General features: G+C 40.2%; 20 protein-coding genes. 14 read left to right on the forward strand and 6 right to left on the reverse strand.

Annotated features, from left to right (window positions below):
- The first annotated feature begins 2 nt into the window (after positions 1-2).
- From P8610_RS10595 to P8610_RS10645, 11 genes are all read left to right on the forward strand, one after another.
- Positions 3-458 carry a threonine/serine exporter family protein gene (locus tag P8610_RS10595; RefSeq protein ID WP_394604360.1) on the forward strand — a complete coding sequence of 152 codons (456 nt, stop codon included), beginning with the start codon at positions 3-5 and terminating at the stop codon, positions 456-458.
- Positions 459-863: 405 nt separating this feature from the next.
- A complete protein-coding gene (locus P8610_RS10600; RefSeq protein WP_394604361.1) occupies positions 864-2,342 on the forward strand; it encodes an alanine/glycine:cation symporter family protein in 1,479 nt (492 codons plus the stop codon).
- Between the two features lie 109 nt (positions 2,343-2,451).
- Positions 2,452-3,450, forward strand: a complete 999-nt coding sequence (locus P8610_RS10605; RefSeq protein ID WP_394604362.1) for a cation diffusion facilitator family transporter — start codon at positions 2,452-2,454, stop codon at positions 3,448-3,450.
- 410 nt (positions 3,451-3,860) lie between these two features.
- Positions 3,861-5,618 carry an ABC transporter ATP-binding protein gene (locus P8610_RS10610; RefSeq protein ID WP_394604363.1) on the forward strand — a complete coding sequence of 586 codons (1,758 nt, stop codon included), beginning with the start codon at positions 3,861-3,863 and terminating at the stop codon, positions 5,616-5,618.
- Positions 5,584-7,383: an ABC transporter ATP-binding protein gene (locus tag P8610_RS10615; RefSeq protein ID WP_394604364.1), complete on the forward strand. Its 1,800-nt coding sequence runs from the start codon at positions 5,584-5,586 to the stop codon at positions 7,381-7,383. Before P8610_RS10610 ends, P8610_RS10615 begins: the two co-directional genes overlap by 35 nt.
- A 130-nt stretch (positions 7,384-7,513) precedes the next feature.
- Positions 7,514-8,782, forward strand: a complete 1,269-nt coding sequence (locus P8610_RS10620; protein WP_394604365.1) for an ATP-binding protein — start codon at positions 7,514-7,516, stop codon at positions 8,780-8,782.
- A gap of 43 nt (positions 8,783-8,825) precedes the next feature.
- Positions 8,826-8,996, forward strand: a complete 171-nt coding sequence (locus tag P8610_RS10625) for a hypothetical protein (protein WP_394604366.1) — start codon at positions 8,826-8,828, stop codon at positions 8,994-8,996.
- Positions 8,997-9,274: 278 nt separating this feature from the next.
- The gene (locus tag P8610_RS10630; RefSeq protein WP_394604367.1) at positions 9,275-10,771 is read left to right on the forward strand and encodes a phytoene desaturase family protein; all 1,497 of its coding nucleotides are present in this window, start codon (positions 9,275-9,277) and stop codon (positions 10,769-10,771) included.
- Positions 10,768-12,207 (forward strand): phytoene desaturase family protein, encoded by a 1,440-nt coding sequence (locus P8610_RS10635; protein WP_394604368.1) that lies wholly within the window; start codon positions 10,768-10,770, stop codon positions 12,205-12,207. The genes P8610_RS10630 and P8610_RS10635 overlap by 4 nt, the downstream gene beginning before the upstream one ends.
- A gap of 5 nt (positions 12,208-12,212) precedes the next feature.
- Positions 12,213-13,055: a phytoene/squalene synthase family protein gene (locus P8610_RS10640; RefSeq protein WP_394604369.1), complete on the forward strand. Its 843-nt coding sequence runs from the start codon at positions 12,213-12,215 to the stop codon at positions 13,053-13,055.
- Positions 13,056-13,406: 351 nt separating this feature from the next.
- Positions 13,407-13,595, forward strand: a complete 189-nt coding sequence (locus tag P8610_RS10645) for a hypothetical protein (RefSeq protein WP_394604370.1) — start codon at positions 13,407-13,409, stop codon at positions 13,593-13,595.
- Here the strand turns inward: P8610_RS10645 and P8610_RS10650 are convergent.
- The 5 genes from P8610_RS10650 to P8610_RS10670 form a co-directional block, all read right to left on the reverse strand.
- The gene (locus tag P8610_RS10650) at positions 13,563-14,066 is read right to left on the reverse strand and encodes a GNAT family N-acetyltransferase (RefSeq protein WP_394604371.1); all 504 of its coding nucleotides are present in this window, start codon (positions 14,064-14,066) and stop codon (positions 13,563-13,565) included. The two genes, P8610_RS10645 and P8610_RS10650, sit on opposite strands and share 33 nt — an antisense overlap.
- 113 nt (positions 14,067-14,179) lie before the next feature.
- Positions 14,180-15,676 (reverse strand): phytoene desaturase family protein, encoded by a 1,497-nt coding sequence (locus tag P8610_RS10655; protein ID WP_394604372.1) that lies wholly within the window; start codon positions 15,674-15,676, stop codon positions 14,180-14,182.
- Complete coding sequence (locus P8610_RS10660) at positions 15,673-16,788, reverse strand: glycosyltransferase (protein ID WP_394604373.1); 1,116 nt, start codon at positions 16,786-16,788, stop codon at positions 15,673-15,675. Before P8610_RS10660 ends, P8610_RS10655 begins: the two co-directional genes overlap by 4 nt.
- Positions 16,785-17,621 carry a carotenoid biosynthesis protein gene (locus P8610_RS10665; RefSeq protein WP_394604374.1) on the reverse strand — a complete coding sequence of 279 codons (837 nt, stop codon included), beginning with the start codon at positions 17,619-17,621 and terminating at the stop codon, positions 16,785-16,787. The genes P8610_RS10660 and P8610_RS10665 overlap by 4 nt, the downstream gene beginning before the upstream one ends.
- 2 nt (positions 17,622-17,623) lie before the next feature.
- Complete coding sequence (locus tag P8610_RS10670) at positions 17,624-19,129, reverse strand: phytoene desaturase family protein (protein WP_289497203.1); 1,506 nt, start codon at positions 19,127-19,129, stop codon at positions 17,624-17,626.
- Between the two features lie 315 nt (positions 19,130-19,444).
- On the opposite strand from P8610_RS10670, the gene P8610_RS10675 reads away from it, so the two are divergent.
- The 3 genes from P8610_RS10675 to fni are packed head-to-tail and all read left to right on the forward strand — an operon-like array spanning position 19,445 to position 22,049.
- Entirely contained in the window at positions 19,445-20,491 is a 1,047-nt protein-coding gene (locus P8610_RS10675) for a glycosyltransferase (RefSeq protein ID WP_394604375.1), read from the forward strand.
- Positions 20,492-21,004 (forward strand): glycosyl-4,4'-diaponeurosporenoate acyltransferase, encoded by a 513-nt coding sequence (locus P8610_RS10680; protein WP_394604376.1) that lies wholly within the window; start codon positions 20,492-20,494, stop codon positions 21,002-21,004. It abuts the gene before it with no gap.
- Entirely contained in the window at positions 20,994-22,049 is a 1,056-nt protein-coding gene (gene fni, locus P8610_RS10685) for a type 2 isopentenyl-diphosphate Delta-isomerase (protein ID WP_394604377.1), read from the forward strand. The genes P8610_RS10680 and fni overlap by 11 nt, the downstream gene beginning before the upstream one ends.
- A gap of 40 nt (positions 22,050-22,089) precedes the next feature.
- On the opposite strand, the gene putP is transcribed toward fni, so the two are convergent.
- On the reverse strand, positions 22,090-23,565 hold the full coding sequence (gene putP / locus P8610_RS10690) for a sodium/proline symporter PutP (RefSeq protein ID WP_394604378.1): 1,476 nt from the start codon (positions 23,563-23,565) through the stop codon (positions 22,090-22,092).
- Between the last annotated feature and the right edge of the window lie 100 nt (positions 23,566-23,665).

The following is a 23,665-nucleotide window of genomic DNA, read 5'->3' on the forward strand; positions in this document are numbered from 1 at the left end:
CGATGACGATTGTTGAACAAATTATTACAAGTTTTATCGCGTCGGCGGCTTTTGTTATTATTTTTAACGGGCCTAAACGCTCACTATTTCATTGCGGTCTAGTAGGTATGATTGGTTGGATCTTTTATTTTCTCTTAGAATCAAATGGTGTGGACATGGTATTAGCAACCGTTATTGCGGCGTTTTCAATAGCTATAGCTTCACAATACTTTGCAAAAAAATATAAAACACCTGTCATCATTTATAGCGTAGCAGGAATAATACCACTTGTTCCAGGGGGTATAGCCTATAATGCGATGCGAAACTTTGTGCAGAATGATTATAACTTAGCCATTAATTTAGCAGCAAAAGCATTCATGATATCAGGATCGATTGCCATAGGTCTTGTTTTTTCAGAAGTTATTAATCAAATTATACGAAAATCAAAGCTTAAAACGATTGTAAACAAGACGCACTAGTCTAAACCATCTGCCGGACAGATGGTTTTTTTGTTAGCTCTTTTAAAGGCTATTCTTTGTTGTTATTGGAAGTGGTTGATTTCCGTTTCAGGTGCTCGCTTTCGGTAGGGCAGGGAGATTTCGAGTCTAGAGTAGATGACTTTTGTTGTTATCTCAAATTACACTTTTCCTACTTACATTCTACTAATAATTTGTTGGATTCTGGGATTCAACTAGTAACTTGTACACGACTAAAGATACAAATGTCCATACTGGAAAGAATTTTATCTTGTTTTCTTACCAAGGCTAACGTCATAATAAGATAATAAAATTGTTCATATATTGTCACAATTTGTAATCATATATGATTTATTTTATAATTAAAAATAGATAAAATTTTCAGTCAAATACAAGGGGGTAAAGTTTTTGAGTAACTTTGAAACGTTTGTAGGAGATGCAGTCGCGATTCTTTGGAGTCAGCCGATGATTTATTTTTGTTTAGGTGTAGGGCTATTATTTTCAATTTTAACTAGATTTTTGCAAGTACGGCACTTTAAAGAAATGATAAAACTTATGATGGAAGGTAAAAGTTCGAAAGCTGGTGTTTCCTCTTTCCAGGCTTTAGCGATCGCGCTTTCTGGCCGTGTAGGAACAGGTAACATCGCTGGTACAGCTACAGCGATTGGCTTTGGTGGACCTGGTGCAGTATTCTGGATGTGGATGATTGCATTTATTGGTGCTTCCAGTGCATTTGTTGAATCAGCACTTGCTCAAGTATATAAAGTAAAGCAGGATGGAGAGTATCGAGGTGGACCTGCTTACTATATTGAAAAAGGAATTGGCTGGAAGTGGTATGGTATCATTTTCGCCATTTCAGCATTAGCTGCTATGGCACTGCTAATGCCTGGAATTCAGTCAAACTCCATTGCTGCAGGGCTTGATAATGCTTTTAACATTAATCCATCTGTGACGGGTATTTTCTTAGTTATCATTTTAGCGGCTATTATTTTTGGTGGTGTTAAACGTATTGCAAATGTTGCACAATACGTAGTTCCATTCATGGCAATCGGCTATGTATTAGTATCGTTAATTATCGTTGCTTTTCATATTCCGCAGGTTCCAGAGGTGCTTTCTCTTATTTTCAGAAGTGCATTCTCATTTGATTCTGCATTTGGCGGAATTGTAGGGTCAGCTATTATGTGGGGAGTAAAGCGCGGTATTTATTCCAACGAAGCAGGACAAGGTACTGGTCCTCATCCAGCTGCAGCTGCAGAGGTGTCACACCCTGCGAAACAAGGTTTAGTTCAAGCATTTTCTGTATATATTGATACATGGCTTGTATGTACAGCTACGGCTTTCATGATTCTTTTTACAGGTATGTACAATGTTCAAAATGAAGCAGATAAAACGTTTATTGTTGAGAATATTCCTAACGTTGAAGCAGGTACTGCATTTACACAAGAAGCGATTGAATCTGTACTACCTGGTTTCGGTTCTGGCTTTGTTGCTGTATCACTATTTTTCTTCGCGTTTACAACAATTATGGCTTACTACTATATTGCAGAAACGAATATTGCTTATCTCATGCGAGGCCGAAATAACAGAATTCCGATGTTCTTGCTGAAAATTGTACTGTTGGGAACAACGTATTATGGAGCTGTAAAGACGGCAGACCTTGCTTGGGCACTAGGAGATCTAGGTCTTGGTATCATGGTTTGGCTGAACTTGATCGCCATCTTAATTTTGGCAAAGCCAGCACTTCGTGTATTAAAAGATTACGAAGAGCAGAGAAAAGCTGGACTCGATCCGGTCTTCGATTCTACAAAACTTGGCATAAAGAATGCTGAGTATTGGGAAGGCGGATATAAAGAACCTGCTGGCCAATCAAAAGAAAAGGTATCATAAATGACTTTAAAACAGGCTGTTTTTTACAGCCTGTTTTCTTTATGGGTTTAAATTACCTTCATTACAGGAATTCTTATAGAAAAGACATAACAGGAGTGGAGGCAGACCTTTGATCAATCTACTTAAAAAAGGAAATAAGTCGTCTGGAATTGCCGCATTAGGAAACACCGTACTCGCTATCGCTAAAGGAATTGCTGCCGCAGTTAGTGGAAGTGGTGCCATGTTTGCGACAACACTGCATTCAGCTGCAGATGCCTTAAACCAGGGATTCGTCTTTTTCGGAAGTGCTCTTTCTGAAAAAGAACCTACCAAGAAATTTCCGTCAGGCTTCGGCCGTGTTGTTAATCTTTTCGTACTGGTTGCTGTGATCGTCGTTTCAATCATGGCTTACGAAACGATATTAAAAGGGTGGAAGCTCATACAAGATCCGCATCCTTCTACAAATCTATTATTAAATATTGGAATCATGGTATTAGCCATCGTGGTTGATGGATTTATTTTAATAAAAGCGATGAAGGAAATCGTACATGAAACACGCAGTGATGCGACAGGGCTAGGAATCGTAAAAGAATCCTTTAAAAATGTTGCCCTGGCTGCACCGCCAACCCGCTTAGTTTTTTACGAAGATTTAATTGCCACATCAGGTGCATTGCTTGCTCTGATTTCAATCGTACTTGCAGACTTAACGGGTGCCTATATTCTGGACGGAATCGGAACACTGTTAATTGGTATGTTGCTTGTAGTTGTAGCGTTTAAACTTGGCATCGAAAACACTCGAGGGTTAATCGGTGTCGCTGCACCAAAAGTGGTGGAAGACCGAATTGCAGAGACGATTCTTTCAGATAAGGACGTTGTAGATATTAAGGAACTTCGTATTCTGCAAGAAGGGCGAAGATATCATGTTGAAAGCTACATCGAGCTAAAAGAAGGATTTACGCTGGCTGATGCTGATGATATAAAATTCCGTGTAAGAGATACGCTGCTAGAAGACCCTGATATCGGTGACGTTACAATGGGAATTCTGGAAACGGACCATGTGAAGACGTGGCCGAAAGAAGCTGACATTGAAGTGAATGGAGAAGAAGATGTGACCGAGAAAACCCGCTAACATACTAGCGGGTTTTCGTTTGCAAAGTCTCTTTTTAAAGATTGTTGCTAGAGGCATTTTGTTCAATTCTCTCCTTTGACAAGTTGATTGGAGTGCAAGGTGCGTACCTACCACCTGAAAGACTTCTCGCTAGGTATGCGACGAGGAAGCTTACTACGGTAGCATTACTTGTAGACGCAGGAGCAAGAATACTTTCTTGACTCGGCAGGTGAGACACTTAAGGGTGCAAAGCGGCAAGTGGCTCACCGCACGCCCCGCGGAAAGCGAGCATCCTGGAACGGAAATCAACAACCCTCATCTTCATTAATGATCAAGAGAAGTCGAAATAGTTAATTATTTTCATAAAAAAGGATAAAATAGAAGTAGATTGTTAAGTTTGTTAAACATCGGTGACGTTCGGGGGCTAACTTATGTGGAGAGTGTTTTCTTATTTAAAAGCGTACCGGTTCGCGATCGGAGCAGCTCTTTTTTTGACTCTAATGGAACTGGGAGTTGAACTACTGCAGCCATTAATAATGGCAAAGATCATTGATGACGGTATTTTAAAAAGTGATTTGAGTGTGGTTAAGTTTTGGGGAACAGTGATGTTTGGTCTTGCATTAGTTGCTTTTGCAGCAGGAATTGCGAACTCGTTTTTCTCAGCTCATGTCAGTCAAAACTACGGTTTTGATATAAGGCGGCTCGTGTTTGAAAAGGTGCAGTCTTTTTCGTTTGTGAATTTTAATAAATTTCCTGCTTCATCTTTAATCACAAGGATGACCAATGATGTGACACAGCTTCAGAATACCGTATTTATGAGTTTGCGGATCATGCTGAGAGCACCGCTTTTATTAGCAGGTGGAGTGATCATGTCTCTTATCGTCAATTGGAAGCTGGCTATGGTTTTAGTAGTGGCATTGCCGTTTCTATTGTTTTTTCTAAAATGGGTTCTTGGAACTGCCGGCAGCATGTTTCGGGATGTGCAAGATAAGCTGGATGGCGTGAATCGTGTTATGCGTGAAAACTTAATGGGAATGCGGTTAATTAAGGCTTTTCTGAGAAGAGACTTCGAAAAAGACCGCTTTGAACAGGCGAGCGGCGATTTAAAAGTACGTACTGTTTCATCTCTTCGATTAATAGAAGTTTCAATTCCGGTCTTGTTGTTTGTTATGAATATTGGAATTCTGTTCATTCTTTGGTTCGGAAGCCGACAGGTGAATTTTGGCACGATTGAGGTAGGGGAAGTTGTTGCAATCATAAACTACTCTTTCAGAATTTCATCAGTTTTGACGATCATTTCTTTTATTATAATGGCTTTTTCTCGTGCAAAAGCGTCAGCTCAGCGTATCGGTGAAGTACTGGATACGGAAGTGGATCTGATCGAAGCTGCAGAAACTGATCAGTCACTATCAATGAAACAAGGAGCAGTAGAATTTAAGAATGTTTCTTTTAGCTATCCGGAAAGTGATGTGCCTGTTCTGCAAAATTTATCTTTTTCAGTAAAGCCAGGAGAGACGTTAGCGATCCTTGGTTCAACGGGTTCTGGAAAAACCTCGCTTTTTCAGCTGGTGCCTAGACTTTATGATGTTACAGCCGGTGAAGTGCTCGTTGACGGTAATAATGTAAAGGATTATCCGATTGAGACACTCCGAAAAGGAATTGGTGTTGTTCCACAGGAAGCAGTGCTATTTACAGGTTCAATTTCTGAAAACATCGGCTGGGGAAAAGAAGGAGCAAGTCAAAATGAAATTATTTCCGCAGCTAAAGATGCTCAAATTCATGAGACAGTAGAAAAACTGCCAAATCAATATGATACAAGAGTAGGACAACGGGGTGTTAACCTTTCTGGCGGGCAAAAACAAAGATTGTCCATTGCTAGAGCGTTAGTCCGCAAACCGAAAATTTTAATGCTGGATGACAGCACAAGTGCACTGGATCTTAAGACAGAAGCAAAGCTGTTAAAGGCGTTAAGAACCTATTCATGTACAACGTTTATTATTACGCAAAAAATAAGTACAGCAATGGAAGCCGATCATATTCTGCTTTTAGATGATGGTGCTGTTGAGGCCTGGGGAACACATGAAGAACTCCTTAAAACATCACAGCTGTATGTCAGAATCGTTCAATCTCAGTTTGGGGAGGAGGACTTTCAGCATGTCAAAGGGTTCAAACAGACCTCATCCACATAATCATTTATTTGGAGAGAAAGTAAAACCGAAAAACTGGGCAAGTACAATAAGGCGTATTGGAAGCTATTTTTCTAGTCAGAAATGGCTGTTAAGTCTGGTGCTGCTTATGGTGATCATAAGCTCTGCATTAAGCTTGCTCGGACCTTTTTTAATCGGAATGGCTATTGATTCTTATATTGTAAAAGAGAATATGGACGGATTAAATAAATTGCTGATCGGCCTTGTTTTTGTCTTTGTCGGTCAATCTCTTTCCATCTGGCTGCAAAACTATTGGATGATTGGAATTGCACAGGATACCGTATTAAAAATGAGAAATGATTTATTTAATCAATTTCATCGGCTCTCGATTTCATTTTTCGATAAACGGCAGCACGGTGAATTGATGAGCCGGATTACAAACGATATTGAAAATGTCAGTTCAACATTAAATAGTTCCTTCATTCAAGTGTTCTCCAGCATCCTCACGCTGATTGGAACTGTTGGTGTAATGATTTATTTAAGTCCTATTCTAACGCTCATCTCCCTATCGATCGTCCCTTTGATGTTCTTTGGATTAAAGTGGATTACAAAAAGAACAGGTGCAAGGTTTAAAGAACAGCAAAGAAATTTGGGTGAGATCAACGGTTATATTGAAGAAATCACTTCTGGACAGCGCATTGTAAAATCTTTTTCACAGGAAAAGAGAGTCATTGAAGAATTTATGGTAAAAAATGAACGCTTGAAAGAGTCGGGGTATTGGGCTCAGACGTTCTCGGGTTTTATTCCTAAATTGATGAACGTTCTAAACAATGGAAGCTTTGCTTTAATCGCGGGGATCGGGGGAGTTCTTGCTCTGAATGGAAAAGTATCCATCGGTGTAATCGTCATATTTGTTGAGTATTCGAGACAGTTCACACGGCCTCTTAATGATCTGGCGAACCAGTTTAATACGCTTTTGTCAGCTGTTGCAGGGGCAGAAAGGGTTTTTGAGATTCTAGATGAATCACAAGAAGAAATGGATGAGACAGGTGCTATTGAGCTGTCTTCTGTAAAAGGAAAAGTAGAATTTATTGACGTTGCTTTTTCCTATGAAAAAGATGAGAACACGGTAAGCGGATTGAGTTTTTCTGTAAAAGAAGGAGAAACAGTTGCCCTAGTTGGTCCGACTGGTGCGGGTAAGACGACAATTGTGAACCTGCTTTCACGGTTTTATGATGCAGATTCTGGTCAGATCCTGATTGATGGGAACGATATAAAGAAAGTAAAACGCAGCTCTCTTCGAAGTCATATGGGATTTGTACTGCAAGATTCGTTTTTGTTTGAAGGAACGATACTTGAAAATATACGGTATGGAAGATTAAATGCTACAGACGAGGAAGTTATTGCAGCTGCTAAAATGGCTAATGCTCATTCGTTTATTACAAAACTGCCAAAGAGCTACAAAACGGTATTGAACCAAGAGGGAAGCGGCATCAGTCAAGGCCAAAAACAGCTCTTATCAATTGCACGAGCCATTTTAGCAGACCCTTCTCTTCTTATTTTAGATGAAGCAACAAGCTCTATAGATACGATTACAGAGATGAAAATCCAAGAAGCCTTGCAGCGTTTGATGCAAGGGAGAACGAGTTTTGTTATTGCACACAGATTGAATACGATACAGCAAGCCGATCAGATTCTTGTTCTCCAGGACGGGGGAATATTTGAAAAAGGAACTCATGAAGAATTGTTGAATAATAAAAAGTTCTATTATTCTTTGTATCATAGCCAGCTGAAGCAAGATGCTTAACGCTGTCGATAATTACTACTTAAGTCTTATAAAAACAATGCTTTAGTCATAAAAAAAGGGAGATTCTTGGAGGAATCACCCTTTTTTTGTCGTATTCTTTAGACAAGCCATTTGAACTGGGGAGTAGACGATGATTGTAGAAAAGCTGCTTTTACATGTATTAATTGTACTTGTACCAGTATTAATCTATAGCTTAATGATCGAAAATCGAAAAATTGGAAAATCCCCATACTTTTTAGGTTTCTTATACGGAGCATCGGCATCTCTTAGTATGTACTTTGCTTATTATGATGCATCGCTATACTGGGATTTGCGTTATGTTCCAGTCGTTTTGGCTTTCTTTTACGGTGGTCCGATCTCTGGGATAATCACGATCACTGCGCTTATGATAACAAGAACATCGATGGGCGGGGAAACACTCTTTTTAGCTTACATAACGGCAGTGCTTTCATGTGCGGTCCCATACTTAATGTATAATTATTTTTGGAAATCCCCACCGAAAAAAAGAATCTCTCTCTCTATTATCATAGGGTCTTGGCCAGCTTTTGTTCAGCTTATCATCCTCTTGATTTACCTTTACTTTAATAAAGGGTTCGTCGAACTTAATCAAGTATTGCTTTTATACATAACCGTTTTTGGCATGATACAAATAATAACTGTTGTTCTTACCGCTATTTTAAATGAAGCTGTGATTGAGCGTAATCTGATGAAAGATGAGATCAGGCGCTCTGAAAAGCAGCACACGCTCGGTGAACTTGCAGCCTCAATCGCTCATGAAGTTCGAAATCCTTTAACGGTTGTCAAAGGCTTTCTACAGTTAATGGAAGGTGAGGACGAACGGCATAAGAATTATTATCCCCTCATTTTAAGTGAGCTGGGAAGAGCGGAGAACATTATAAGTGATTATTTGAATTTTGCTAAACCAGAATTTAAGAAGATTGAATCGTTTTCTCTTCCGCTTCTTGTTATGGAATTAAGTATTCTATTAAATCCTTATGCTCTAAAAGAAGGGATATCGCTGACTCATACCATAGAATCAGATGCTGTTATTACCACGGATCGTAATCAATTAAAACAAGCGCTGATCAATATTTTGAAAAATGCTGTTGAAGCAACTCCAAAAGAAGGGCGAGTTTCGATTAAGCTCATTGAAGATGGAGAACATGTAAAGATGATTATAAGGGATACGGGGAAAGGAATGACAAAGGAACAGCTTTCGCGTGTAGGTTCTCTGTTTTTTTCAACAAAAGAAAAAGGCACTGGATTAGGCACCATGGTGTCTGCTCGCATCATTGAGTCTATGGGGGGAAGAGTGGATTATACAAGCAAGCTGGGCAAGGGAACAAAAGTAAGTGTAACCTTACCTTTAAAAATGATGTTTGATGAACAGCCGGTTTAAAATTGGTTATAAAGGGGAAAATGCTGAGAAGAGGTGAAGCAGCATGGATAACTTTATGTCTGATCTTTTTCGGTTTTTAGGCGGCTTCTTTAATGTCAGCTTATTATTAGTAGTCATTATTGTTATACTGATCGTTCGAAAAGCTAGAAAGAAAAAGCCGAAAAATGAAGAAGAAGACTATCTTAATCATAAAGAAAGACATTCAAAAGAATAATATTCGAAAAGCCTGCAGAATCTGCAGGCTTTTTTTAATTTGTCGAGTTTTATGTTTTATGTTTAAAGTTTATTTCATTTAAGTATTTGAGAAGGTTTTCCATCTTTTCCGTCGAAACTACTTACATACCATATGTGAATTCGCACACATCATGAGAACTTGTTTTTGAGTGTGCTTTTTTATATCTTTTAAATTTGCCAATCGTTGAACACTCATCGTATAATTTTTGTATAATACTATGTATATATTTTGTAAAGGTAGAAGGAAGGTATGTAAACGTGAAATCTGTAGCTGTAATTGGTGCGGGACCTGGTGGGTTGACGGCAGGGATGCTTTTAGCCAGCAAAGGTTATCAAGTAACAGTATACGAGAAGCAACCGTTTATCGGAGGACGTACTTCTGCTTTACATAAAGATGGTTATACGTTTGATCGAGGTCCTACTTTTCTGAACATGCCTCACATCTTGGAGGAAATGTTTCACCTAGCCGGCCGGCGATTAGAAGATTATATAGAATTAAAAAAGCTTGAGCCGATGTATCAGCTTAAATTTAAAGATGCCGTAATAGATGCTACGACAGATCAATCGGTTATGTATCAAAACATTGAAGAAGCTTTTCCAGGTAATGGCGAAGGTTACAGACGTTTCATGAAGAAAGAAAAAGAAAAGTTTGAAGCGTTAATGCCTATTTTGCAAAACAAGCATGATTCGCTTTTGGATTATCTGCAGCTTAAATTTATTAAAGCATTACCAAAGCTAACGATTGCGGATTCTCTGCATGATCAGCTCTCCACTTATTTCTCAGACGAAAGGCTGCGTCTTGCTTTCACGTTTCAGGCCAAATATTTAGGTATGTCACCGTGGGAATGTCCTGGTGCGTTTACGATTTTATCTTATATGGAACACGCATATGGGGTGTATCATCCTGTCGGCGGTGTTAATAAGATCACAGAAGCAATGGTAAACGTCATCAAAGAGTATGGCGGAAAAGTCATTACGTCATGTGGAGTGAAAGAGCTGGCTATTGAAAAAGGGAAAGTTAAGGGGCTTCAGCTGGATTCAGGTGAAACGGTGTATGCCGATGAAGTAATCGTTAATGCAGACTTTGCACACGCCATGGAAAAGTTGATGCCTAAAGGCTCTACGAAGAAGTATACGAGCGACAAATTGATGAAGAAGAGCTATTCTTGCTCGGCGTTTATGCTATATGTTGGCGTGAATAAAAAATACGATCTGCCTCATCATACTATTGTTTTTTCAGAAGACTATAGAAAAAACGTCGAAGAGATTACGAAGAAAAAAATCTTATCTCAAGACCCATCCATTTATATTCATAACCCTTCTGTTACAGATCCAACGCTTGCTCCTGAAGGGAAGTCGGCTCTATACATCTTAGCACCAGTTCCTAATAACTTCAGTATGATTGACTGGGAACAGCACAAGCATGAGTTTAGAAAACTGGTTCTTCAGCAGCTTCAGGAACGAACAGAGTTTAAAGATTTGGAGAAGCATATTGAAACAGAGCATTTGTTCACTCCGCTTGATTGGGAAACGCAGCTTCAAGTTTATAAGGGAGCAACGTTTAACCTCGGGCATCAATTAACTCAAATGATGTACTTGAGACCGCACAATAAACAAAAAGAGGTAGAAGGGCTGTGGCTCGTAGGTGGAGGAACACACCCCGGCAGCGGTTTGCCTACCATTATGGAATCGGCTCGGATTACGACAAGAATGATGACAGAAAAACATAGTGCTATGGAGGTTAAATCAGTATGAATGCTGGGATAGTTGGCGGAGGAATAGGCGGCTTAATTACGGCACTCTACTTAAAAAAGCAAGGTAAAGAAGTTACGGTCTATGAGAAAAGCTCTAGCCTAGGCGGCAGACTGAACTTTTTTAAAAAAGAGGGATACAGAATTGATAGCGGACCAACCATCGTTCTGCTGCCTGAGATGATTTATGAAATCTTAGGTGAGATTGGCATTGGGCGTGAAGAATTAGAATTGATTCCTTGCAACCCTATGTACAAGTTGAACTATCCAGATGGATCTCACTTTTATAAAAGAAGTGATCTTCCTGGACAGTTGAATGAAATTACTAGAATGTATCCTGGTGAAGAACAAGGTTTTTTGAGATATGTAACGGATATGTATGAACGTTTCCATCAAGGAAAAACAGCATTCTTGGACCGTTCCTTTGTGAACAAGAGGGATTTTTGGACACCTAAAAATCTGCATACACTTACAAAACTGAAAGCCTATCAATCCGTTAAAAAACTAGCAGAAGCTTATTTTAATCATCCTAGAATGCAGGAGGCTTTTTCGTTTCAGACACTGTATATTGGCGGATCACCTGAAAATTCCCCTGCCATGTACTCGCTCGTACCGTTCAGCGAGCATGCTCATGGCATCTGGTATGTAAAAGGCGGATATGCAAGTATCGTAGATTTATTACAAAAAAGACTTGATGAACAAGGTGTGCATATTAAAGTGAATACTCCTGTGAAATCCTTATCTTTAAAAGGAAATGCATGTAACGGTGTGGTCACAAAGGAAGGCACTCAATTGCACGATATGGTTATTTACAATGGTGACTTTCCAGGAATTCATAATCTCATTCCAGGTCCTAAGCCAATTAAAAAAACCTTCGAATCTTCTTCCGGATGCTTTCTGTTGTACCTAGGGCTTGATCAGACATATGACGAAGCAGATGTGCATCAGTTCTTTATGACTGATTTCTTTGACGAACATATGCAAGAAGTCTTTGTGCGTAAAAATCTGCCGAGAGATCCCGCAATCTATACGTTTTATCCTTCTAAGATAGATCCTTCTCTTGCACCTGAAGGAAAAAGTGTACTTTACGTGCTCGTTCCTGTTCCATCAGGTGATACGGTGGATTGGGAGTCTGAAAAGCAAGCTTACGCTGATTTTATTTTGGATCGACTGGAAGACAGAGGATATCCAGGGTTAAAGGAAGCTATTGTTTGGAAAGAGATTCGAACACCAAATGACGCACTCACAGATGGGTTGTACCAGGGAGGCAGCTTCGGTATTGCTCCAACGTTAAAACAATCTGGTGTGTTTCGGCCTCAGATTAAACCTCTGCCATATGAAAATTTGTATGCAGTTGGTGCATCCATACATCCAGGTGGAGGTGTACCAATCGTAATGCAGAGTGCAAAACATCTCGCAAAATATCTTGAAAGGGCGTGAAACAATTGGTAACGGTTCAGGAATCTTATTCTTATTGTGAAGAAGTCATTAAAATTCATTCTAAAACATTCTATAAAGCATTTTCATTTTTGCCTGAAGAGAAGAGACGTGCCGTTTGGGCCGTTTACTCATTTTGCAGAACTGTAGATGATATTGTAGATGAAGGTGAGCGGCCCCTAGAAGAGCTTGCTATTTTCAAAGTACAGTTTCAGCAGTTCCTAAAAGGGGAAATTCCTGCATCCGAACCAATGTGGATCGCACTGCAGCATGTTTTTCAGCAGTTCGAGATGGATGAACAAGCGTTTCTGGATATGATCAAAGGACAAGAAATGGATCTATACAAGACGCATTATGTAACCATAGAAGAGTTGGAATACTACTCTTACCATGTGGCTAGCACGGTTGGCTTGATGCTGTTGCCAATTCTTGCTCCTGAACATAAAGATGTCCTTCGGGAAGGTGCTATTTCTCTTGGGATTGGGATGCAGTTTACAAATGTACTGCGTGATGTTAGAGAAGACTTAGATCGTGGTCGAGTGTATTTGCCTTTAAGCGTAATGGCTGAACATGGCTATACAGAAGATGACTTGAAAAAAGAAGTGGTCGATAATCGATTTATTGCTGCATGGGAAAGCATAGCGCTTCGTGCGGAGGTGTTTTATGCGAAGTTTAACGAAACACTGGAGCATTATCCGATCGATGCAAGGATGCCTGTTCAGCTGGCGGCCATTTATTATAGGGAGATTTTAAACAAAATCCGCAAGCAAAAATATAAAGTGTTTAGCAGCAGAGCATTTGTATCGAGTGAGGAAAAAGGAGATCTTTTAAAGAAGATTGCTGTGAAATGATTATTTAGTTTTGTTATTTTAGGAAGCTCTTGAAAGAGTTGATTTCTGCTCCAGGATGCTCGCTTTCTGGGGGGCGTGCGGTGAGCCTCCTAGCGCTTTGCGCTGTTAGGAGTCTCACCTGTCCCGCTGTTCCCCCAGGAGTCTCGCACCTTGCGCTCCAATCAACTTGTCAAGGAAGAGAAGGGCAAAAACTCTTCAGTTAACAGATATAGGAAACACAACATAAAAAGAGCTGGAAAACAGGTTCAGGGGAGCTGTTTTTCAGCTTTTTTGTTATTTCTGTGTATCTATACTTTTTAAAGCGCTCTTTTCTATTGCTTTCAAATGTTGTCTTGTTGATTGAAGTGGAAGGTGCGAGACTCCTGCGGGACAGGCGGGCAGGTGAGACACTTAAGAGTGAAACGTACAAATGTGGCTCACCGCCTGCCCCGCGGAAAGCGAGCACCTGAACGGAAATCAACCCCTACAAGAACAACAACGAAACCGCTGCAAACTTATAAATCAATACTAGAGAAACAACACCATATGTTCTTCGTCTAAAAACTGACCATCCACTTTTAGTGCTTTTTCTTCGTATCCATATGTTTTAAAGCCTAGTGAGGTATACAGATTTTTTGCTTTTTGATTATCAGCTGCCACGGTTAGATTTAATTTTTCAATAACAGGAATGCTTTTTGCGTGCTCGATGGCAGTTTTCATGAGAGCCTTTCCTGCTCCTGCTTTACGGTTCTCGGTACTTACATACATGGCATAAATGTTGCCTCTATGCTGCATCTTTAACACTTTTTCTTGAACTAAGGTAACGTTGCCGATGAGTTTCCCTTTATCAAACATACCAAATGTGTAGCTTCCCTCTTCTTGTAATCTTTCTGCTACTTGCTTTATTGGTTCTTTTCTTTGCAATGCTTCTTCATAGCTTGAAGAGAAAGCTTCGGGGCTTAATTTCAGTGCCTCTAGGCGAAGCTCCCAGTAGGCTTCTGCGTCTTCGGGTTTTAACAGTCGAACTTCCATGTTCCATCCCCCAATATAGTTTTAGAAAATAGTGTACCACAAAATGGAAAGTGTATGAAAGAAGTAATGAAAAATGAGCAATCGCCAGAGGGCGTTTGCTCATTTTTGAAGATTTATGATAATTGTGTGGGGACTGACCCCCACTGCTTTAGCACTTCACGGGCGACATTGCGGCCGCTGATGATTACCATCGGAGAGCCGCCGCCAGGATGTGTCGTACCTCCAGCGAAAAACAAGTTGTTAATATCCTTAGTACGGTTAGAAGGGCGCAAAAATGTGTTTTTTCGTTCATTAGCGGATATACCGTATAATGCCCCTCGAAACGCTCCGAATTTACGCTGAATATCATGCGGAGTGATCATTCTTTCCTGAACGATATGTGGTCTGATGTTCAGACCGAACGATTCTAAGCGATCATATACAAGGTTTTTGTAACGTTCATATTCAACATTATTCTCTTGTTGGTTATTACGAATGGGTGGCGCGTTAACCAAAATAAACAGATTGTCCCCGTCAGGTGAAACGGAGGGGTCTGTTACGGAGGAATTTGAGATATAAATCGTTGGATCTTCTGGATACTTGCCATTAAACAAAGTCTCAAATTCTTGTCTGTAGTCTTTTGAAAAATACACTTGATGGTGAAGCATTTTATCCAGCCTTTTGTTTAGACCTGCTAACAGCACAAAGGCAGAGATTGAAGGAGAGTAACTCTCTACTTTCTTATTCGTCATAGAAGGTCTATAGTGCTCTTCTACGAGCTTGGGATACGCTTCTAATAGATCACCGTTCATTACAACGGCATCAAATTCAACTTCATCACCATTCGATAGTATAAGTGTTTTAGCGTGATTGTTCTTCACGTGAATTTTTTTAACCTCAACACCTGAATGCAGATGAACACCGCGTTTTTCTGCTAACTGCGCCATACTTTCAGCGATTTTTACATTGCCTCCTTTAACGTAATACACACCTTGAATCATCTCTAGGTATGCAATTAATGCAAACGTCGCAGGAGCATGGAAAGGTGACGAACCAATATAGGTCGCATAACGGTTAAAGGTTTGGAGAAGCAGAGGATGCTTAAAATACGCCTTGTGGAAGCTATCCATATTTTGCATCGGCCTTACCTTCATAAAGGCGCGAAAAAGAGAAGGAGACAGGTAGTCTTTCATACTTGTAAATGTTCTTGGGAAAAATTCTTTTTCAGCTAAATGATACAAACGCGTTACTTCATCAAGGTATTCAGGATATTTTTGTGCAGCATATGAATCAAGTTTATGAAGCTGACTCACCACTTCATCCAGGTCAGTAGACATATCAAACACTTCACCGCTGCTGCTTATGTTCCGAGTATGTGTTTTTAATGGTATCCATTCGAAATAGTCTCTAGGATTCTCACCAGCATCTATAAATACTTGGTCAAAAACTTGTGGCATCGTGATCGTGTTCGGTCCAAAGTCAAACGTGTGGGTACCTAAAGTAACAGGCATCAATTTTCCGCCAAAATGATCGTTTTTTTCATAAACATGAACTTCGCAATTCTGCACAGCAAGTGAAATAGCGGCTGACAAACCGCCGAGGCCGCCTCCGATAACTGCAATTTTTTTCATTGATAAAGACGCCCCTTCCATTCGTAGCCTTGTTTTTTTAGCCCGCGCCACATAGAGGCGTTCATAAGAACCACCAATCCTATAGCTGATAACGGCATGAGCAAGGAAAGGAATGGTCTTTGTCCCGTCAATAAGTCCACATATGCCTTTTGCATTACGGTGAGCAGGTACGGCATGACCCATAACAGTTGATGAGTGACGATGCCGTAAATCGATAACAGTAATGGTGCTATGTAAAAGACGCTATAAAAGAGAGATAAAAATATAACGAGTAAGATAGATCGCCCTAACCCTGGAAAAAGATTCTTCGTAAATCCGTTCCATACTTCTTTATTGCTGCGGTACATATAACAAGAAACGTACCCCGTAACGTTTGCAAGCACAACACGGTAATTTGATCGTTTCATTGCTTTTGCTAAGTCTACGTCATCTACGAGCGAACTTTTTATCACAGCATGACCGCCTATACCGTGATATGCCTCACTTTTAAACAGCATAAACGCTCCGTGTGCGGCTGTTGCTGGAGGCCACTTCGTTAAATTTGCAAGAAAGAGAGGCAGATGAAACAGTATTACGAAATGCTGCAGTGGAACAATAAGTTTCTCGAAAAACAAGGAAACAGGGAATCTTGGAAAACCTGAAAGCAGACTGGCTTTGCGTTTTTTTAATAATGTGAGTGAAGCTTGAATCGTTTGGGGATGCAGCCGAACATCTGCATCTACAAACAGCAGGTAATCGCTTGAATCTGATTGACTAAGCTGGTGGCAAGCATGAACTTTTCCAGCCCAACCAGAGGGGAGCGGCTTACCTTGTATAACCGTAAAACGCTCGTCACCATCAATTTGCTCAAGAAGCTTCTTATATGTACCATCATCAGAGTGATCATCTAAAATTGAAAACGAAATGTTACGATACGTCAGTCCTTTAAGTGTAGAGACAAGTCCGGCGACATTTCCCTCTTCATTACGCATCGGTACAAAAACAGCAACCCTCTCTGAATGATCAGCCCTTGGTGAGGGCTTTTTTAGAGAGGGTAAAAAGAAACTATTTATGATTGTTGCTGCCAAAAAGGTTAAGGAAAGCGCAATAAAGAAGACTATCAAGAATATCACCTTTTTCCAGGACTGTATGCTGTGTTGTTATGAAGCTCTAATGGTGTATTTTTAAATCGATACAAACTCAATATGGCTAAACTTAATGCCGTCACACCGATAGATGCTAAGTAAAGTTGTGATGTGAATCCTAACAAAATAAACATGCTCATGACCATGATGAAAACAGCTAGAGTGCGAGAATGCCAGTATGGATGAGTGCTCGTTTTGGTTTTCTTTGCAGCATATAAACCAATCACTAATAGGACATGAAACAAGCTAGCTAAAAGAAACCAGCCAACAAAGTTTTGAAAAGGGATTCCATAATAAACCCCGGAGCCATCCCAAAACCAGTAACCTTTCACAAGATAAGCTACTGGATCAATGATACCGTCCATCACAACTGCAATGAGAGCACCCGTTATGATATAGAGTGGCAGCCGTATTGCTGCTTGAGTTTGAAACGGCTTTACAATACCACCAGCGAGTGCGTGAGAGACTGCTAATATCATCACCCACGCAAAGCCGATAGCTATCGGAACACTTAACCACTTTAATCCCAGTTTGTCGCTATAATCATAGTGGCCGAAAATTACACCCGTTTTTACCCCGATACTTTCTGCTACAATACTTCCGATCAGAACAATGACCGTGAAAATGGCACCGAAAACACCATATGTCCGATAAAAATAAAGGCCTCCTAAAATGCCGCACAATATCAAGAACACACTGTTTGCCCACTCCAAAGATAGAGGGAGAATATCAAAAACGAGAAGTATTAACCCTACGCTGTACCAAAAGATAAAGAACCGGAATAGTACTTTATCCATGGTGCCATGATGTGCTGTTTGCAATATTACCCGATCTCCTTTGAAACTGTTTTTAAATCTTCTCCAATTAAATCTGCTGTCAGCTGACCCGATAGCGTTACCATTGGTACACCACCTCCAGGGTGTGTAGATCCTCCGACAAAATATAGGTTTGTAAATTGATTGCTTCGGCTAGGAATCTTAAATCCACCATTCATCTTCCGGTCTGTTCGAATGCCATAGATGGAACCGCCATTCGGTCCGTACAGCTCTTTTAACGTGTCAGGTGTAAAGGTGTATTCCCACTCTACGTGCTGTCTTAGATCAGTCGCTCCCATTCTTTCGAGCTTGTTCAGGACGAGTTCACGGTAGCTTTCAAGGTTACTTTCCCATGTTTCTCCTTCTTTTAAAGGCGGAACATGTGTAAGGACGAACCAGTTATCTTTCCCTTCAGGAGCTTGGCTAGGGTCAGATTTTGAAGAAATACCTACATACACGGTAGGGTCATCAGCTAAAATGCCAGTGTTAAAGATCTGATCGAATTCTCTCTCCTGACTTTGAGAGAAGAAGAAGTTATGATGAGCAAACTCATCGTACTTTTTATCGACACCGAGCAGCAGTACTAATCCAGAAACGGTTGGCTCAAACTTGCTAAGGTCTTCCGCCGCCTTTTTAGCCTGTGGGTGGTTGGAGAGAAGCGTCTTATAAGCTGGAATAGCTTCTAAGTTAGATACAACGATATCTGCATAAAGCTCATCTCCGTTCTCAAGCTTCACGCCTTTAGCCGTCGTGCCTTCCGTTAGAATGCCAGCCACTTTATGGTTCGTTCGAACATCAACGTTGAGTTCTTGTAAAACACTCTTAATAGATTCGGCGATTTTATACATGCCGCCTTCAACATAATAAATGCCAAGGCCTAATTGAACATGAATCAGCTGTGAGAGAACAGCTGGAGCCTGGTAAGGGGAGGAACCGATATACATGATGAAGAAATTAAATAGTTGTTGCAGATGCTTGTCTTTAATAAACTTCTTCGTTGCCTGATCCATAGATTTAACGGGATCCATGGCCAGAAGTTCTTTGAAACTATGAAGAGCACGCAGATCGTTCAATCCGGATAAGCTTTTCTTATAAAAGCTCTTCATGCTTAGCTCGTACATCTGGCTGCAATAATCGAGATATTTGAAAAATGAGGCCGCATCTTGCGGGTTTACTTTGCCAATTTCTTTTAGCATCTGAGGCAGATCGCTTGTCACATCAATAACGGTGCCATCTTCAAAAAAAGTTCTCCATTGTGGTTCAATGCGCTGGATGTTTATGTAGTCGTGGATGTTCTTTCCAGCAGATTCAAATAGCTGTTCAAGCACCCAAGGCATCGTTAAGATCGAAGGCCCTGTATCAAACGTGTACCCTTTACCAGATCGCTGATTAAGTTTACCGCCAATACGCTCATTTTTCTCGAGTACAGTTACCTCGTGTCCATCAGCTGCTAATCGAAGAGCTGCTGATAATCCTCCAAGTCCGCCGCCTACAACTAAAACTTTTTTCTTCATCAAACTCCTCCTCGGTATTGGTTATAAAAAGTTACTAGTGTTTCTTAGCTGTTGCTGTACGACTGTTCATCTGTATTGTATAGTTTATGTACAACGGTTGTAAAATTATTGGACACTTAATAAGCACATCATGTAAAAATTTCTTTAGTTTTCAGTTCTTGACTGAAGTTGGATATTCCTCTTTTTTCAAGAATTGTTTGAAAAAAGAATACAAAGCCCAAGCTGTAAATAAAAGGTTTAAAAAAGGAGACAGTCGACATGTTTTCAACCATTATATATTTGTCAATCATGTGGCTTTGTGGGTGGTGCATGCTTATGAATATCCGTGTCCTAACCTTAAGTACTCTTAGACAGCCCCAGTCTGTTTCGGTTATTATTCCCGCTCGGAATGAGGAGACAAACTTGAAAAAATTATTGCCTTCTTTATTGAACCAAAGTGTGAAGCTTCATGAAATTATTGTTGTTAATGATGATTCTGAAGATAGGACAGAAGAGGTTGCACGAGAGTCGGGAGTAACTGTAGTAAAGCCTGATTTTCTTCCTAGTGGATGGCTAGGTAAACCGTGGGCTTGCTGGAACGGAGCAAATCATTCATCTGGAGATCTTTTGTTATTTTTAGATGCGGATCTTACACTGGAAAAAGACGCAATAGAACGTTTATGCAGCGAATGGGAATCAAGTGGCGGCATTATTAGTGTTCAGCCTTATCACCAAATGAACTCTGCTTCAGAAAGACTTTCTTCTCTCTTTAACATGATCGTGATGGCGGCTATGCAATGTTTTACATTATTTCGTAAAAAACCTGCTGGTGCGTTTGGACCTTGTCTCCTGATTGATCGAGAAACCTACACGAAAATTGGTGGACACGAAGGAATCAAACATCAGGTTCTTGAACATATGGAAATGGGAAGAGTTGCTTTGTCACAGCATGTTAAGGTTACTTGTTTTGCAGGGTATGATGCTGTTTATTTCCGAATGTATCCCGAAGGCCTGAAATCCTTGTTTTACGGATGGTGTAAAAGCTTTGCGCTAGGTTCATCTAAAACGCCTTTGTTGCCTCTGATATTGTCTGTAGCTTGGATCACGGGAGGAATCAGTTTAACACTTCAGCTGCCATTTTTAGTTTTTCAAGAATTTAGTGAAGTCGTTGTTTGGTGCATCTTTTATATACTCTATATGATTCAAATCAAGCTATTGATGCGAAGAGTTGGTACGTTTACATTTCTGTCGGCATTATGGCATCCTGTACACTTTTTATTCTTTTCGATGGTGTACGTTTGGTCTTTTGTTTTGAGTGCGATAAAAAAAGAAGTAAAGTGGAAGGGAAGAGAAATTCCTGTTTCAGAAAAAGGAGATGTGTAGATGCTGGTTGAACTTTCGCCGTTTTGGACGATTGTGATTAATATTTTTGCCTGGCTAGTTCTTCATTTAAGTGTGGCATATATCATACACAAAATCCCGTTTTCCTATTTTACAAAAGAGCGGAAATGGGACTCACCTTTTAAATGGGAAAGAAACGGACAAAAGTATGAAACGTTAGGAATACGCAAATGGAAAACCATCCTGCCAGATGGTGGTGACTTTTATCGTGGAGGGTTTGCAAAGAAAACCCTAGAGAAGGACTCTGCTGAATATTTAGCTCAATTTTTAGCGGAAACTCGTCGTGCTGAATTGACGCACTGGCTTTCCATGCCGCCAGCTCTATTATTTTTCATATGGAATCCTGTGTGGATTGGAAACATCATGATAGTCTATGCGATTTTGTTTAACCTTCCATTTATATTTATCCAGAGATACAACAGGTTTAGATTGATTCGGATCCTAACCTTGAAATATAAATCGCTTGAACGAAAAAGGAGGAGAGGTGTTGGATAAGTTGGATCATTCGAAGGACCTTACAGAAAAGCGAAAAACAGAACATATTCATATTAGTTTAAATGAGGACGTTGAAGGCAAAAACATTACAACTGGTTTAGAAGAATATCGCTTTGTTCCGAATGCATTGCCTGAACTTTCTTTTGACGAGATTTCTCTTTCGGCTGCCTTTATAGATAAAAAGCTGCGTACACCTTTCTTAATCAGTTCGATGACAGGCGGAACTGAAACTGCCTATAAGATCAATCGGAATCTAGCAATGGCTGCTCAAGAAAAAGGGTGGGCAATCGGCCTTGGATCCATGAGAGCTGCAGTTGAGAATGAGGATCTTGGCTTTACGTTTCAAATTCGCAAATGGGCGCCTGATGTACCCATTATCGCGAATATTGGTGCTGTTCAGCTCAATTATGACTTTGGATTAGCACAGTGTAAAAAAGCAGTCGAGATGGCTGAAGCCGATTTTCTTGTATTGCACTTGAATACCTTGCAGGAAGTTTTCCAGCCAGAAGGAGATACGAACTTCTCCAATCTGCTTTCTAAAATAGAAAAAATCTCGCGTTCTTTACATGTACCGGTTGGTGTAAAAGAAGTAGGAATGGGAATTGATCAAGAAACGGCGGAGAGACTTATATCAGCTGGGGTTCAGTTTATTGATGTTGCTGGAGCAGGCGGAACATCATGGATTCAAGTGGAAAGTTTCCGTTCGAAAGATGACATAAGAAAAGAAGCAGCAACGGCCTTTTTGGATTGGGGCATTCCAACTGCCGAAAGTATTGTTGCCGTTCGGAATGAGAATAAGAATATTCCGCTGGTCGCGAGCGGTGGATTAAAGCACGGTGTTGATGCGGCAAAATCAATTGCATTAGGGGCAAATCTTGCAGGGTTTGGGCGATTGCTCTTACATTCAGCAGTAGAAAAAGACCCTGATGCATTGCTCGTGCAATTGGAAAGAATTCAATTTGAGTTCAGAGCTGCCATGTTTGGGATTGGCGCTGTAAGTATTGAAGAACTTGCTAAAACAAAACGGCTGGTTAAGAAATCATAAAAAAGCGCTCCTGTTTTTGCAGGAACGCTTTTTGTTTTCCTTATTTTAAATCATCTAATGTTTCTTCCATGTCATCGAATTGGTTTTGTACTTTTCTAGAAGGATTTTTCGTCAGTAAGCTTACGATAATAATTGCAATTAAGCTTAAGAAGAAACCAGGAATCATTTCATATACTTGTTCTTTTAAGTCTGGGAACTGAACCCAAGTAAGGACTGTAACAGCACCAACGATGATACCTGCTAGAGCTCCCCATTTCGTCATCTTCTTCCAGAACAGGCTTAGCAGAACTAGTGGTCCGAATGCTGAACCAAATCCTGCCCAAGCATATCCAACAAGGCTAAGGATTGTGTCACTAGGGTTTAGTGATAATAATACGGCGATAACAGCTACCACTAAAACGGCGACTCGGCCAATCATCACTAGTTCCTTTTGAGAAGCATCTTTCTTAAGGAATTGCTTATAAAAGTCTTCTGTTACAGAAGAAGAAGTAACCAATAGCTGAGATGAGATCGTACTCATGATTGCAGCTAGTATCGCAGCTAATAAGAAACCAGTAATTAACGGGTGGAATAACAGATTAGCAAATTCGATAAATACTGTTTCAGGATCAGCAAGTTCTCTTCCTTCTCTAGCAAACCAAGCTACACCAATCAATCCTGTTAGAGATGCACCGATAAGAGAGATAATCATCCAGCTCATACCGATTCTTCTTGCTGTTTTAATATCTTTTACAGATGTAATCGCCATAAAACGAACGATAATGTGCGGCTGACCGAAATATCCTAATCCCCAAGCAAGTAAGGAGATAAGTCCAAGAGTTGTAAGCCCTTTTGTTACTTGTAGAAGTGAAGGGTCAACCCCGCGTACCGTATCAATTACGGTTTGTGTGTCACCTATGTCAGTAAACGCAACAACGGGTACTAAGATTAAAGCGATGAACATAATACAGCCTTGTACAAAATCTGTCCAACTAACTGCCAAGAATCCACCAAATAGTGTATAAGCTACAACTACCCCAACTGTAATAAGCATACCTGTTAGATAAGTTGTACCGAATGCACTTTCAAATAGCTTTCCGCCTGATACTAGTCCAGCGGATGCATAAAGAGTAAAGAAGATAATGATAACTAGCCCTGATACGATACGTAATATTTTCTGCGTATCATTAAATCGATTTTCAAGATAGTCAGGAATCGTGATCGAATCATCCGCTACTTCCGTATACGTTCGAAGGCGAGGGGCTACTAAAATATAGTTTAAGTAAGCACCAACAGTTAATCCGACAGCGATCCAGATACTGCTGATCCCATCAGTAAACATCGCACCTGGGATACCCATCATCATCCAGCCACTCATATCAGAAGCACCGGCTGATAGTGCAGTTACAGCGGGACCTAGCCCTCTGCCACCTAACATGTAATCATTTAAATCAGACGTTTTTTTGTATGCCCAGTATCCTATGTACAGCATACCGGCCATGTAAATAACTAAAGAAATAATAACTCCTGTTTGCATGTAAAAATTTCTCTCCTTTTCTTTTTTCATGAAATGGGTCATGTTAGTTTGCTCAACGGATGACTTGTTTATGAAAAAGTTGGCAGGTTGAAAATACTTG

It is taken from the genome of Fictibacillus sp. UD, assembly GCF_043558025.1.
Classification (GTDB): Bacteria; Bacillota; Bacilli; order Bacillales; family Fictibacillaceae; genus Fictibacillus.

Excerpts from the sequence above, each read along its gene's own strand:
- P8610_RS10620 (WP_394604365.1), top strand. The coding sequence starts at position 7,514 with ATGATTGTAGAAAAGCTGCTTTTACATGTATTAATTGTACTTGTACCA.
- P8610_RS10655 (WP_394604372.1), bottom strand. The coding sequence starts at position 15,676 with ATGAAAAAAATTGCAGTTATCGGAGGCGGCCTCGGCGGTTTGTCAGCC.
- P8610_RS10680 (WP_394604376.1), top strand. The coding sequence starts at position 20,492 with ATGCTGGTTGAACTTTCGCCGTTTTGGACGATTGTGATTAATATTTTT.
- P8610_RS10675 (WP_394604375.1), top strand. The coding sequence starts at position 19,445 with ATGAATATCCGTGTCCTAACCTTAAGTACTCTTAGACAGCCCCAGTCT.
- P8610_RS10625 (WP_394604366.1), top strand. The coding sequence starts at position 8,826 with ATGGATAACTTTATGTCTGATCTTTTTCGGTTTTTAGGCGGCTTCTTT.
- P8610_RS10610 (WP_394604363.1), top strand. The coding sequence starts at position 3,861 with ATGTGGAGAGTGTTTTCTTATTTAAAAGCGTACCGGTTCGCGATCGGA.
- P8610_RS10615 (WP_394604364.1), top strand. The coding sequence starts at position 5,584 with ATGTCAAAGGGTTCAAACAGACCTCATCCACATAATCATTTATTTGGA.
- P8610_RS10670 (WP_289497203.1), bottom strand. The coding sequence starts at position 19,129 with ATGAAGAAAAAAGTTTTAGTTGTAGGCGGCGGACTTGGAGGATTATCA.
- P8610_RS10635 (WP_394604368.1), top strand. The coding sequence starts at position 10,768 with ATGAATGCTGGGATAGTTGGCGGAGGAATAGGCGGCTTAATTACGGCA.
- putP (WP_394604378.1), bottom strand. The coding sequence starts at position 23,565 with ATGCAAACAGGAGTTATTATTTCTTTAGTTATTTACATGGCCGGTATG.
- P8610_RS10650 (WP_394604371.1), bottom strand. The coding sequence starts at position 14,066 with ATGGAAGTTCGACTGTTAAAACCCGAAGACGCAGAAGCCTACTGGGAG.
- P8610_RS10595 (WP_394604360.1), top strand. The coding sequence starts at position 3 with ATGACGATTGTTGAACAAATTATTACAAGTTTTATCGCGTCGGCGGCT.